This window comes from Mycobacteriales bacterium, assembly GCA_030697205.1.
Classification (GTDB): Bacteria; Actinomycetota; Actinomycetes; order Mycobacteriales; family SCTD01; genus JAUYQP01.
This window is the reverse complement of sequence record JAUYQP010000039.1, coordinates 1-13,141: the sequence shown is the minus strand read 5'-3', so window position 1 is coordinate 13,141 and position 13,141 is coordinate 1. Positions and strand designations below refer to the sequence as shown.

11 protein-coding genes are annotated in these 13,141 nt (G+C 73.2%); 6 read left to right on the top strand and 5 right to left on the bottom strand.

Going from position 1 to position 13,141, the window contains the following annotated elements:
* Positions 1-81: 81 nt before the first annotated feature.
* Entirely contained in the window at positions 82-657 is a 576-nt protein-coding gene (locus tag Q8R60_12085; GenBank protein ID MDP3713207.1) for an MEDS domain-containing protein, read from the bottom strand.
* A 131-nt stretch (positions 658-788) separates the two neighbouring features.
* Between Q8R60_12085 and Q8R60_12080 the strand changes: the two genes are divergently transcribed.
* Complete coding sequence (locus Q8R60_12080) at positions 789-1,577, top strand: enoyl-CoA hydratase-related protein (GenBank protein MDP3713206.1); 789 nt, start codon at positions 789-791, stop codon at positions 1,575-1,577.
* Between the two features lie 10 nt (positions 1,578-1,587).
* Here Q8R60_12080 and Q8R60_12075 read toward each other — a convergent pair whose 3' ends face one another.
* Positions 1,588-2,961, bottom strand: a complete 1,374-nt coding sequence (locus Q8R60_12075; GenBank protein MDP3713205.1) for a diguanylate cyclase — start codon at positions 2,959-2,961, stop codon at positions 1,588-1,590.
* A gap of 86 nt (positions 2,962-3,047) precedes the next feature.
* Here Q8R60_12075 and Q8R60_12070 point away from each other — a divergent pair, with 86 nt between their 5' ends.
* The gene (locus Q8R60_12070; protein ID MDP3713204.1) at positions 3,048-3,491 is read left to right on the top strand and encodes an SCP2 sterol-binding domain-containing protein; all 444 of its coding nucleotides are present in this window, start codon (positions 3,048-3,050) and stop codon (positions 3,489-3,491) included.
* Between the two features lie 11 nt (positions 3,492-3,502).
* Here Q8R60_12070 and Q8R60_12065 read toward each other — a convergent pair whose 3' ends face one another.
* The gene (locus Q8R60_12065) at positions 3,503-5,107 is read right to left on the bottom strand and encodes a Na+/H+ antiporter (protein MDP3713203.1); all 1,605 of its coding nucleotides are present in this window, start codon (positions 5,105-5,107) and stop codon (positions 3,503-3,505) included.
* Between the two features lie 129 nt (positions 5,108-5,236).
* On the opposite strand from Q8R60_12065, the gene Q8R60_12060 reads away from it, so the two are divergent.
* From Q8R60_12060 to Q8R60_12050, 3 genes are read left to right on the top strand one after another with little or no spacing between them, the layout of a single operon-like run.
* The gene (locus Q8R60_12060; protein ID MDP3713202.1) at positions 5,237-6,997 is read left to right on the top strand and encodes a hypothetical protein; all 1,761 of its coding nucleotides are present in this window, start codon (positions 5,237-5,239) and stop codon (positions 6,995-6,997) included.
* Positions 6,998-7,035: 38 nt separating this feature from the next.
* Entirely contained in the window at positions 7,036-8,460 is a 1,425-nt protein-coding gene (locus Q8R60_12055; protein ID MDP3713201.1) for a hypothetical protein, read from the top strand.
* 57 nt (positions 8,461-8,517) lie between these two features.
* Complete coding sequence (locus Q8R60_12050; protein ID MDP3713200.1) at positions 8,518-9,729, top strand: hypothetical protein; 1,212 nt, start codon at positions 8,518-8,520, stop codon at positions 9,727-9,729.
* A gap of 105 nt (positions 9,730-9,834) precedes the next feature.
* On the opposite strand, the gene Q8R60_12045 is transcribed toward Q8R60_12050, so the two are convergent.
* On the bottom strand, positions 9,835-11,718 hold the full coding sequence (locus tag Q8R60_12045; protein MDP3713199.1) for a hypothetical protein: 1,884 nt from the start codon (positions 11,716-11,718) through the stop codon (positions 9,835-9,837).
* 222 nt (positions 11,719-11,940) lie between these two features.
* On the opposite strand from Q8R60_12045, the gene Q8R60_12040 reads away from it, so the two are divergent.
* Entirely contained in the window at positions 11,941-12,564 is a 624-nt protein-coding gene (locus tag Q8R60_12040; GenBank protein ID MDP3713198.1) for a maleylpyruvate isomerase family mycothiol-dependent enzyme, read from the top strand.
* A 30-nt stretch (positions 12,565-12,594) separates the two neighbouring features.
* On the opposite strand, the gene Q8R60_12035 is transcribed toward Q8R60_12040, so the two are convergent.
* Positions 12,595-13,141 (bottom strand): indolepyruvate ferredoxin oxidoreductase (locus tag Q8R60_12035; GenBank protein ID MDP3713197.1); only part of this gene is annotated, 547 nt, incomplete at its 5' end.

Sequence of the window (13,141 nt, the reverse complement as noted above, 5' to 3'; positions counted from 1 at the left end):
CCTGCGGCCGGAGGTCGCGACGGGGTCGAGCCCTTGTCGGTCAGTCTCCCACGGCTTGGCAAGCCCCCGGGCCTGCCTGCGTCAGCGCAAGAGGTGGTCGTGCGCCTCGCAGACCGGCGTGCGCTGGGGGTGGTCCCCCTCGGCGGTGCGCAGATCGGCGTCGGGGTAGGCGCACAGCAGCGGGCAGTCCACGGTGCGCTGCAGCGCGTTCCACAGCTCCTCGAGCTCCAGGGCTCCCTGCACGTTGCCCTCGCGCCACAGCACGGCGACCATCTCGCCGTAGGCCCTGACCTGTCCGTGCGGGAACGCGCGGACGGCAGCGCCCACGACCGACTCGAAGAGCACCGGGTCGGGGACGCCGTCGACGACGAAGCGGTCGAGGGCGGTCTGGGCGTCGAACAGCTCAGCAGCGTCCTCGAGCGACCACAGCTGGAGCCGGCTCCGTAGCGCCTGGCGTCTCGCCGGCGTCGCGAAGACCACGGTCCGTTGGCCGCGCTCGCGTCCGGTGAGGACCCACTGCTCGAGGCGGTCGAGCAGCTCCTCGTCGTCGGAGTAGAGGTGCAGCACGTGCTGGGGAGGGCTCACCACGAGGGGACGGGCGGTCCGGCGGCGCAGCCGGGCCAGAGCGTCGGAGGACCAGTCGCCGAGGCCGCGCACGAGTTGGAGCCTAGGTCGGCTCGCCCTGCTCCGCCAGACCACAACGGGCTATTCCGGGACCACCCTCATGGTGTGGCCCCGCGCGGGTGAGAGCGTGCACCAGGACCCGCCCGCCTGACCGAGGAGCCACCGTGAGCAACGCCGTCGTGCGCTACGACACCGCCGACCGCATCGCGACCTTGACCCTGTCGCACCCTGGCCGCAAGGGGGCCTTCACCCTCGAGATGATCGACCAGTGGGCGGACCACCTCGTCGCCGCCGCCGCGGACCCCGAGGTGCGGGTCGTGGTGGTGACCGGCGAGGACGACGCCTTCTGCTCGGGCATCGACCTGTCGGTGCTGCAGGGCATCGAGGACACACCGCTTGCCCGCAAGCGGATGCTCACGCACGGCGTGCACAAGGTCGCCCGCGCGGTGCTCGACCTCGACAAGCCGCTGGTCTGCTCACTCAACGGCGTCGCGGTCGGTGCCGGCCTGGACATGGCGCTGATGTGCGACCTGCGCTTCATGGCCCGCTCCGCGAAGGTCTCGGAGGGCTACATCAAGGTCGGGCTCGTCCCGGGAGACGGCGGAGCCTGGCTGCTGCCCCGGCTGGTGGGCCCGTCGAAGGCCCTGGAGCTGCTGCTCACCGGCGACATGGTCGGGGCCGAGGAGGCGCTGCGAATCGGCATGGTCAACCGGGTCTACGACGACGCGGAGCTCGCCGAGCGGACCCGAGAGTTCGCGCTGCAGCTCGCGGGCATGTCGCCGATCGCGGTGTCGTTCATCAAGCGCACGGTTCAGCAGTCGGCGTCGATCGACCTGCGCACCTCGCTCGACCTCATCAGCAGCCACATGGCGGTCGTGCAGTCCACGGACGACTACCGCGAGGCACAAGCCGCCTTCGCCGAGAAGCGGCCGGGCGACTTCCAGGGACGCTGAGCAGCGGGGGTCAGCTGACCTCGGCACGGTCGCGGCCGCGGCTCTTGGCGAGGTAGAGCTTCTCGTCGGCAAGCCGGCGCACCTGCTCGGGCTGCCGGCCGGCCACCGGTGCCGTGCCGATCGACACGGTCGTGCGGACCCGTCGGGCCGCCTCGAGCAGCCGCGCCACGACGTGGTCGGTCTCGGCGCGGCTGCCGCTGGTGACCAGCGCGGCGAACTCGTCGCCCCCCACGCGGTAGAGCCGGTCGGTGCCCCGCAGCACGTCCTGCATCTCGCTCGCGAGCGCCTGCAACAGCCGGTCCCCGGCGAGGTGGCCGTAGCTGTCGTTGACGACCTTGAACTCGTCGACGTCGATGAAGACCAGCGTGTCGTGGCGGCCGCCGCCGGTCGCTCGGGCGCGGAGGTCGGAGGAGAACACCGCGCTGTTGCCGAGGCCTGTCAGGTCGTCGACCTCGGCGCGGTGCGACAGCTCGGCCACCAGCTCGGCCACACCCAGCGACGCGGCGGTCTGGGTCGCGAGCATCTCCAGAGCCTCCACCACGAACGGGGTGTGCGGCACCGCCTCGTCGCTCACCAGGACCAGCACCCCGACGAGCTCGCCGACGCGCACCATGGGGTGGGCGGAGATGGCACGCACTCCCGTGGCCCGCAGGAAGGCGTAGGTCGCGGGGACCTCCTCCCCTCCCGGGAAGTACGACGACAACCCGCTGCTCACCGACCAGCGGATCACCTCGAGCTCCGCTGCGCCCCAGGTGAGGATGCTGTCGCGCAGCGGGCCGTGGGCGACGATGGGGTCGTCACGACCGTCGAGGTAGGCGATCCCAGCTGCCGGCATCCCCGAGATCTCGGCGGCCGTCGTGAGGGCGAGGTCGGTGATCTGCGTGGGCGTGAGGGCCTGGGTCATCGAGAGGCTGGTCTGGGCGAGCCGCTGGGCGATGGAGGCGCGTGGCAGGCCGCCGAGCACGGCGATCCGCTCGTTCAGCGCGGCGGCGGCTTCCACCACGACGGCGAGGTGCTGCGGGCCGAGGGCGGTGCGCGACTCGACGTTGACGGCTCCCATTCGTCGGTCACCGAACACGACCGGGACCGCGATCTCCGAGCGCAACCCCGGGATCGCGGCGATGAACGAGGGGTCCGTGGTGACGTCGGGCAGGAAGACCGGCTCTCCGGTGTCGACCACCCGGCCGATGACCCCCGTGCCCGCGGGGAAGCCGTCGATGACCTGGAAGTAGCCCCGGGCTGCCTGGCAGCGCAGCCGCTGACCCGCGAGCAGGTAGACGCTGGGCAGTTCGAAGCCCTGCTCGAGCAGGTCGTCGGCCAGGCCGTGGCAGGCGGCAGCGACGCTCGTCGCCGCACGGCAGCGCGGCCAGCTCGCAGCCTCCACAGAGCAGTCCTCGTCCCGTGACGCAGCGCGCTGCACCACCCCTCGTGACCAGATGGCGTGGTCCGGAGTGGCTAGCCTGGTGCCTCGTGGAGGCAGACGACGTGACGGACATCGGGGCGGTCCTGCCCGCCGAGTTCCTCGCGATGACCCGGCGGGCCCGGGACCGCGACGTCGAGCGGGTGATCCGCCGGCTCGGCACCGAGGCCGTCCTGGACCGGGTCTTCGCGGGCTTCGCCGAGCAGCTGGTCGCGTCCCGGGCCCCCGCGCGGCGGACCGTCGTGCAGTGGGAGGTCCGTGACGAGGGCCGTGCCCACCTGCGCGCGCTCGTCGTCGACGGCGGCCGGTGCGTGGTGGAGGAGGGCGAGCACGCCGATGCCGACGTGCGGCTGACCGCCGAGCTGGTGGGCTTCGTCCGTCTGCTCGAGGGCTCGGCCAGCGCTCCCCTGATGCTGCTGCGGCGCAAGCTCGGCCTCAGGGGCAACAAGGCGCTGGCGCTGGCGCTCGACGGGATGTTCGCCCGCCCGTCCTGATCCGCGGACCGTCAGGCCTGCAGGCCGACCTCCTCGACGTCGAGCTGCGCCTGCACCCGGCGCAGGACCTCGTCGTCGATGTCGCGCTCGTCGTACAGCCGCAGCAGCTCGGCGCGCTCGACGGCGACGAGGCGCTGCCGCAGCTCGGCCGTGGTGACGCGCTCCTCGATCGCGCGGGCGTCCGACGGGCGGGCGCCGTCGTCGTACTCGTCCTCACCCGGACAGCCGCCGAGCACCGCGTGGGCGTGGCGCACCCGGTCCTCGAGATGGCTGCGCAGCTCGTCGACGACGGTGACCGGGAGGCGCTCCTCGGCGACGACCCGCTCGAGCTCGGCGAGTGCGCTGCGGGCGATGTGGTGGTCGGCCACCGCGACCTCGCGGTCGGTGCGTTCGGCGCTGCCGTCGTCGTCGAGGTCGAGCCGGCGGACCAGCCAGGGCAGCGTGGTGCCCTGCACGACGAGGGTCGTGAGGATGACGACGAAGGTCGTGAAGAGGATGAGGTCGCGGCCGGGCATGTCGGCCGGCAGTGCGAAGGCAGCGGCCAGCGAGACGACGCCTCTCATGCCGGCCCAGCCGATGAGGGCGGGGTAGCGCCAGGGCGGTGAGGGGTCGCTCTCGCGGATGCGGCGGGAGAGCCGACGGGGGAGGTACGTCGCAGGGAAGACCCAGGCGAAGCGCGCCACGACCACGGTCGCCGTGACCGCGCCGGCGGTCAGCAGGGTCTCGGTCAGCGGCCGGTCGGCGAGGCCCTCGAGCACCGCGGGCAGCTGCAGTCCGATGAGGGCGAAGACGAAGCCCTCGAGCAGGAACGTCACCATCGCCCACAGGGCCTGGCCCTGCAGGCGGGTGCTCGACGACAGCAGCACGGGGGCGCGGCGGCCGAGGTAGAGGCCGGCGACGACGACAGCCAGGACACCCGAGGCGTGGACGTGCTCGGCGGGCAGGAACGCCGCGAAGGGGGTGAGCAGCGACATCGCGTTCTCGAGCAGCGGGTCGTCGAGGCGGCGGCGCACCCAGGCGATCGCGACGGCGAGGGCGTAGCCGATGGCCGCACCCCCGACGGCGGCGACGAGGAAGTCGCTCGCGACACCCGACCAGGTCGTCGTGCCTGCGAGGGCCGCCGCGACGGCGATCCGGTAGACGACGAGCGCCGTCGCGTCGTTGAGCAGGCTCTCGCCCTCGAGGATGGTGAGGACCCTGCGGGGCAGGGCCATCCGGCGGGCGACTGCCGTCGCGGCGACCGCGTCGGGCGGGGCGACGATCGCGCCGAGGGCGAGGGCGGCGGCCAACGGCAGGTCGGGTGCGACGAGGTGCGCGACCAGGCCGACGCAGCCGGCGGTGAAGAGCACCAGCCCCACGGACAGCAGGCCGATGGGGCGCAGGTTGGCACGGAAGTCGGCGTAGGCGGTCGACAGCGCGGCGGAGTAGAGCAGCGGCGGCAGGACCAGCACCAGGACGGTGTCGGGGTCGAGCTCGATGCGGGGGACGCCCGGCACCGCGCTCGCGGCCAGGCCGGCGAGCACCAGGGCGAAGGGCGCCGGCACGCCGAGGCGGCGGGCCACGCCGGAGACCGCCGCGACGGCCGCCAGCAGCAGAATCAGCAGCTCGAGGGACACGCCACCACCCAACACCGCGCAGCGGCGTACTGCTCCCGACGGGTGAACGCGACTGGGCCGAGCAGGGGAATCCGACACGACGCCGAATCACACGGGTACCGCCCCTGCAACGCACCGGAGCACCCCCCCATGCGCCGTCTTGTCCGCACTGCCCTCGTCGCCGGCACCACCGGCGCGGTCGCCCTCTCCGCCGCTTGGGCGGGGGTCGTCCTCGCGCCCGTCCCCACGCCGCCGCTGCCGGGAGCCCCGGCGCCCGTGACGGCTCCGGCGCCGCCCGGCGTCGCCACCCTCGACGCGCTGCGGACCCGGTCGGCGGCCGCAGTGCTCGCCCCCGGCCAGCTGCTCGTGGGGGCCGCGAAGACCACCCTGCTCCCCGACCCGGAGGCCATGAAGGCCAAGGGCTTCCCCGACGCGCGGTGGGAGCGCGACGCCGAGAAGTGCACCCCGCTGGCACCGGAGTACATCCAGCGGCTGCTGTCGGACACGCAGAACGAGGTAGACCACCTGGCTGCGGCCGGCTCCGCCTGGCCGGAGAACCCGAGCTGCCTCTACATGGGCGGCTTCGGCCTCGGCCCGATGAACCCGATCTCGTCCTTCGACGAGACGCTAGGCCTCTGGGTCCGCAGCATCGCGTTCAGCGACGGGGCGAAGACAGCGGTCGTCACCGTCATCGACGGCGAGGGCTGGCTCTGGGACTACGGCAACAAGTGCACGGACTGCGGGGCCAAACAGCTCTCCGAGCGGCTCGCGGCCGACCTGGAGCTCGCCGGCACCGGCGTCACGCCCGAGTCGTTCGTCCTGCACGCGACCCACGCCCACTCCTCGATGGACTTCATCGGCGGCTGGGGCTTCGTGCCCGACTGGTACATGACGCAGGTCAGCGAGCGGATTCTCGCGACCGCCAAGCAGGCCGTTCTCGCCATGGAGCCCGCGGTGATCGAGGTGGGTGAGGTGCAGGCGCGCAGCCAGAACGGCGAGCGGCGTGACACCTACCGCTCCGCCGAGGAGCAGCAGCTGTCGTGGCTGCGGGCCGTCGCGGTGTCGTCGGAGGAGCCGGCGGCGCCCGTTGCGTCCCAGCCGTCGCCGACCCGGACGAAGAAGAAGGACCCGACGCCGGAGCCGACGGTGACGGCCACGCCGCCGCCCGCGCCCCCGCGGGTCATCGCGACGCTCGGCAACTACGCCGCCCATCCGACGTCGGTCGGCACCAACGACGGTGTCGCGCACCCGGACTGGGTCGGCACCTTCAGCAAGCGGCTCGAGACGCGCTTCGGCGGCATCGGGCTGCACGTCATGAGCGGGCTGGGCAACATGTCCACCCGCGGTGGCCTGTCCATCGGTCCGCTGCTCGCCGACCTGCTGCCGCCGGTCGGTGGCGGGCGCGCTCTCGAGAGCACCACGATGTCGGTGGCCCGAGCGACGTGGCGCCAGCCGCTCACCAACGTCCCGCTGACGGCCCTCGGCGTACCCGGCCTGTTCGACCGGAAGTTCGACCCGATGCCGGCGCAGCTGCGCGTCGGCAAGGGTACCGGCGGCGACGAGACCGCACCGTGCATCTCCGCCTCCGCGATGTCGGTCGAGCTGCCGGTGACCGCGATCCGGATCGGTGACGGCCTGGCCCTGACGACCGGTCCCGGTGAGCTGTTCGCCAACGTCACCAACACCATCAAGGAGCGCAGCCCGGCCCGGCTCACGATGCCGATCGCGCAGGCCAACGACGCGCTGGGCTACATGCCGCAGAGCTTCGAGCTCAACCCGGTCGGTCAGCAGGGCCTGGGCTTCGTTGCGGGTGGCGCGCTGTTCGTCAACTACGAGGACTCCTACGCCGTCGACCGCTGCGTCGGCGACAAGGCCCTGGAAACCACGCTCGAGCTGCTCGGCGTGCGCTGACGCGGCGGCTCGGCCTGCTGCTCGCCGTCGCGTCGCTGGTGGGCGGCTCGGCCGTCGCGATCGCGAAGCCCCCGGTCGCGGCGCCGGTCGCCACGATCAAGGCCGGCTACGGCCAGGCCGACGCGACCTGGCACGTCGGGGCGGCCGCCGGGCAGTATGCCCCGGAGAACACCGGCCTGGCCGAGAACCTCGCCTCCGGTGGGGACGTCGACCCGCAGGTGCACTCGCGCATCAAGGAGGCGGGCTACGGCACGCACTCACGGCTGACCGTGCGGGCGCTCGTCGTCGAGGGCCTCGACGGCCGACGGGTCGCGCTGCTCAAGACCGACAACTACCTCGCGCAGGACCTGCTGCTGCGCCGGGTCGGGCAGCTGCTCGACGGGGGCGACAGCGGAGTGTCCTACGCCGACATCCTGCACGGCGCGACCCACAACCACTCCTCGCCGTACTACACGACCACGTCCCCCGGGGTCTTCGTCTTCCAGGACGTCGTCGACCACCGGATGCTCGAGTACCAGGCGCGCGCGGTGCGCGACGCGATCGAGGCGGCCGCGGCCGACCTGCGGCCGGCGCGGATGGCTGCGACCACGGTCCGCCACACGCTGTTCAAGGCCAACGTCGTCGGGGAGGCCGTGGCCGACGACGGCTCGCCCGCGGGCTACCCGCGCGAGTTCGGCGACACCGGGGTCGTGGTGATGCGCTTCGACGCGCTCGAGCCGAAGAATCCCGGCAAGGGGCGCGCGAAGCCGCGCGGCGGCGAGCCGATCGCGACCTGGGTGAACTTCGGGCAGCACCCGGAGAGCCTCGACGGCTACGGCCTCACGACCGCCTACTACCTCGGTCCGCTGGAGCGCTTCGTCGAGCGCGACACCGGTGCCCCACTGGTCTTCAGCCAGGGCGACGTCGGGTCGGCCGAGGGCCCCTACGACCGGGCCGACACCAACACGACGCCGACTCCCGACGGGACGGTGCGGGCCTACGCCCACGCCGGCTACGCGCAGATGGAGCGGGGCGCGCGGCTGCTCGCGGACTCCGTCGTCGAGGGCTGGGAGCAGGCCGCGACCGACGCGGCGCAGGTCCCGTGGTCGTCTGCCTTCCCGGTCGCGCTGTCGACCGCTTGGGTCCCCGGACCGCTGTCTCACCCCTACCCGTCGGTCGGCAACTGCCGGTCGGAGCCGACCGTCCAGGGCAACCCGGGCGTCGGGGTCGCTCCCGACTGCGAGCGTGCCGGCTCGCCGCCGGTCGCGTCCGCGCTGTCGATCCACGGCCTCCCCGTCCCGGCCCACTGCGCCGCGCCCGGCTACCCCGCCGTCGAGGAGAACGCCCGGCTCAAGCTGCAGGTGGTGCGCCTCGGTGAGGTGCTGCTCGCGTCCTGCGCCTGCGAGCCGCAGGTCGACCTGATCCTCAACCTCGAGACCCGCGCCAACGCGACCCACGGCGACATGCACCTGGGCTACCTGTGAGACTGCACCCGCGCCGGCGACGCGTGGCGCTGCCCGCAGACGGGTCGGGTCCTGACGGTGACGGATGCGGCGTACCAGCGGCTGCGCGCCCAGGTCCTCAACGACGCCCGTGGCTGGGACGACCCGGCCAACGTCGCCGAGGCCGAGGCGGAGCCGGCCGACCCGGCCGACATCAAGGGCAAATTCACCCACGAGGAGCTGCCGGCCGCCCTCGGCTACGCGCTGCCCGTGGGGATCGGGCATGCCGGTGACTACAACGGCTGCACCGTCTCCTACCGGGAGTACACGAGCCGCGACTCCTACCGCAAGGCGCTCACCACCTACGGCCCGCACACCGCCGACTACATGGTGACCCGCCTCGTCCGGATGGCCGGCGAGCTCAAGGGCGGACCGGCCTTCACCCTCGAACCGTACGACGTGGTGCGCGCCGAGGCCGACGAGGCACGACAGGTCGCCGTGGCCGAGTCGGTCGGCCGTGCGTCGGCCGCCGCCTACGACGCCTGGGTCGCCGGGCTGCCCGACGACGTCGGGGCGGTCGCCTCGCTGGTCGGCCCTTCCGACGTCGAGCGCTTCGCCGCCGCGACCTTCACCTGGCGCGGCGGCTCCAACGCGGTCGACAACCCGGTGGTCCGCGTCGAGCGGCAGGTAGGAGACGGCTGGGAGCCGTTCGCCGACATGACCGGCGAGGTCCAGACCCGCGTCGACTTCCCGCAGGGCGTGCAGGGCGTCGCCGACTCCTACACGGGCGCGCAGGAGTGGCGGTGGACGGCGTCGTTCGAGGCCTTCGACGCCTTCCCGGCGCGGATCGGGTCGACCCCCGCTGGTCGCTACCGCTTCGTCGTCGACGGGGCCTCCCGCGTCGGTGGCGCAGAGCGCGCCTACTCGCTCACGTCGACGCCGTTCACCGTGTCGCCCTGGAGCGGCCTCGCCCTGGGCTCGGTCGTGGTGGCGGACGGGGTCGCGTCCTTCACGGCGTCCGCGACCTACCCGCGCAGCTACGCCTCAAGCTTCCGGACCATCGCCGACGACGGGGGGACCCGCTTCTGCCGGACCTGCTCGTTCCGGCCGTGGGCCACGAGCGCCCCGGTCCTCTCGGTGACCGTCACCGTGACGGCTGCCGACGGCTCGGTGACCCGGGTGCCTGCGACCCCGTCGGCCGGCCGCTGGTCGGTGCCGCTGGCCGCCGGTTCGTCTGCGCTCGTGCGCTCGGGAGACGCCCTCGACGCTTTCGGCAACAGCAACGGAGTGCAGCTCGTCCTGGCTCGCTAGGGCCACGCGGTGTCGACCTGCTCCTGACCTTCGTCGGCATCGCCCTGCGCGTCTCGTCCGCCGCCACGACAGTCCTTGCCGCTGTCCTGTCTCGCTGCACGCCTGTTAGGCCGCTGTCTCGTCCTCGTGGTGCTCGGGTGCCTCGCCATCGCCATCGCCCTCGCCATCGCCGAGGGTGATCGGTGGGAGGTCGAGGTGGGGGTCGTCGAGGTGTTCCCAGGTGTGGTCGCGCCAGGGGTCGTCGAGCAGGTGTTGGCGGTGGTCGGGGTCGGGGTCTTCCGGGTCGGGGAGGGTCCAGGGGTCGATGAGGTGGAGCTGGCGTTCGAGGTAGGCGTCGTGGTCGTCGGGGTCGGGGTCCCAGGGTTGGGGGTCGTCGAGCTGGTCGTCCCAGCCGTCGGTGACGGCCGTCAGGGGGCGTAGGTCGGTGGCGGTGGGGACGGCGGGGTAGGTGCTGTGGCGGGTGATCTGCCGGCCGGTCGGGCTGGTCCAGGTCACGACGGGCAGGCCGTTGATCTCGGTGCGGGTCTTGGTCCAGCCGGTTTGCTTGAGGCGGTGGTGGTGGCGGCATAAGGGGCCGAGGTTGCATTGGCAGGTGGGGCCTTGCGGCCAGGCGAGGTCGTGGTCGAGGTCGCAGCGGGTCGCGGGCACGGTGCAGCCGGGGAACTCGCAGGTGATGCTGCGCCGCTGCACGTAGCGGCGTAGGGCTGCGGGTGGCCGGTAGGGCCCGGGGTCGTAGTTGCGGCTCGCGTTCGCTGCGATGTCGGGGCCGGTGTGTGGGCAGGCTGCCGCCGGCTCTGCTGCTGCGGCAGCTGTCGGGGCTGAGGTCGGTGCGGGGCGGCTGGTGCCGTGTGGTGTGGGTGGTGCGCCGGTCGGGTCCGGCTGGTCTTGTCGGTGCTGCAGCTGGGGTGGGGGTGGGTCGGTCATCGCGAGCAGGGTGTCGCGGATGTCTTGGGGGTCGCGGCTGAGCGGGATCGGCGGGTCGGGTTCGCCGACGGGTGTTCCGGTGACGGGGTGGACGCCTTGTCTGCTGACCAGGGGTGCCTGGTGGAGCTGTTCGCGGATCCAGGCTGCGTCGGCGGGGCCGGTGAGGTTGCTGGTGCCGGGTCCGTGGCCGAGTAGGTAGCCGGGGGTGTCGGCGTGGTCGAGCAGGCTGGCCAGGGGTGCGAGGACGATGATCGAGACCTTGCCGGGTTGGCACGCCGGGGTGAGTGGCAGCGCCGGGTCGGTCGTCGCGCCGGAGCCGTCCGTGCCACCCGAGCTGGCTTCGCGCACGTCACCCGGGCCGGGGTTGTGGGTGGGGCAGGGGGTGGCGCGGTCGAGGACGAGGTCGAGCAGGGTGTCGAAGCGGTGGGCGTCGTGGCTGATGTCGGGGTCGCGGAACCGGTCGTCGCCTGCGCGTTGGGCGATGGCGGCCATGAGGCGGGTGATGTCGTGGGCGGGTCCGTGGATCCACAGTCCGGCTTGGCCGTCGGACAGCGGGATGTGGCTGATCCCGCGGTTCTTCGCGGCGGTCTCGCGGCGCTTGGTCTCGGCGGTGAGGTCCAGGGCGGCGCGGGTCTGGCGGGCGGTGAGGGTGACGGGTCGGGGTCCGACCTGCGGGCCGGCGGCGAGGACGGCGTCGACGACCGCGTCGGCGTGGGCGGGGCTCAGCCCGTCGGTCTCCTTCAGCAGCGCGTCGACCTGCTCGGGGGTGAGGGTGTCGTAGATCGCGAACGACGCGGCGAGGGCCGCGACGCGGGTCGCTTCGCGCAGGAGGCGTTCGGCGCGGCGTTCGCTGATGCGCAGGCAGAACGCGAGGGTGATGTCGGTGAACGCCCCCGCGGGCCCGGACGCGGCCTGCAGCGCAAGGGTGAGCTGGAGGAGCCGGGCGTGCTCGGCGGCGTTGGTCTGGGCCCACGCTTCGAGCTCGGCCTCGATCAGGGCGGCGCTGTCCATGTCGGATTCGGGGCAGCCGGGAGCCACCGGGGTGGTCGCTCCGGTGGCTGGCATGGATTCCCTTTCCCGTCTGACGTCAGTAAAGCATAGACAACCTGACGTGGCAAAACCCGGTGCAGAGTGGCTCCCGCGGAGCTGGCGATGGACCCGACGAACCATCCCAGAGCGAGGTCAGCGGGCAGCCGTCATCGTCACCCGCCACAGGCCCTGGCAGGGACGAAGACCGCGAAGGTGTGGACAGCCGACCGCCTTGTGGACGAGTCGTAGGCTGCGCCCGTGCTCGCGACCCTCGCCGACGAACGCCGCCGCCTCGTCGCCGACCTGCGCGACCTCACCGACGAGCAGTGGCAGACCCCCAGCCTGTGCGCGGGCTGGACCGTGCACCATGTCCTGGCCCACCTGACGACCGCGTTCGCCCTGAGCCCGGCGCGGATCGCCGCACAGGTCCTCCGCAGCCGCAGCGTGCCGGCGGCCATGGACGCCCTCGCCCGCGACGTCGCCCGCCGTGACCCGCAGGACCTCCTCGACCTCCTCGAGGCCCGGGCGACCAGCACCCGGCGCCCGCCCGGGCTGCCCCTCGCCGCTCCCCTCACCGATGCCGTCGCCCACGGCACTGATATGCGCTGGGTGCTCTCACCGGACCGCGCGGACACCGCTGACCCGCAACGACTGCGTCCCGTCCTGCGCTTCCTCACCAGCCCGCTGGCGGCGGTCGCGTTCGTCCCTCGCGGGAGGCTCACCGGCCTGCGGCTCGAGGCCACCGACCTCGGCTGGACCCACGGCACGGGCGCCCCCGTGCGCGGCCCGGCCCTTGCCGTGGTGATGGCCGCCCTCGGCCGACCCGCGGCCAGGGCGCAGCTGCACGGCGACGGTGTGCCCCTGCTGCTGTCCCGGTGCTAGCCGTCCGCCCGCCGCGCGAGCCTCACCGGCTCACCCGCGCAGGTCAGCCACAGCCGCCCGGTAGCGCTCGACGGCCGCGAGCTTGACGCCCTCGTAGCCGCGCACCTGCTCGACCGACGCCGCCAGCGTGACCGCGTCGTCGTACGACTCGAGGGTCAGCGACGACGTGAGCCCAGCCACGAGGGCAGTGTGCTCCTCGACCAGCTCGCGCTCGACCCGACGGACCGACGCGCGGCCGAAGGGGTCGAGCGGTGTGCCGCGCAGGACGCGACCACGGGCCAGCAGCGCCAGCCCGGGACGCACGCGCGCCGGCAGGGCGAGCTTGCGGTCCATCCCGAGCGAGCGCAGCGCCGGCGGGTGCAGCCGGTAGCGCACCTTCGTGGCCCCCGGCACCTGCCGCTGAACGTCGGCGAGGAGCTCGGGACGCGACAGCAGCCGCGCCACCTCGTACTCGTCCTTGTAGGCCATGACGTGCGCGAGCCCACGAGCCACAGCACAGGAGTACGCCGTGGCCTCCCCCAGCACCCGCTCCGCCTGCCACGCGGCGACGACGTCGTCGAGGTAGCGGCGGGCCACC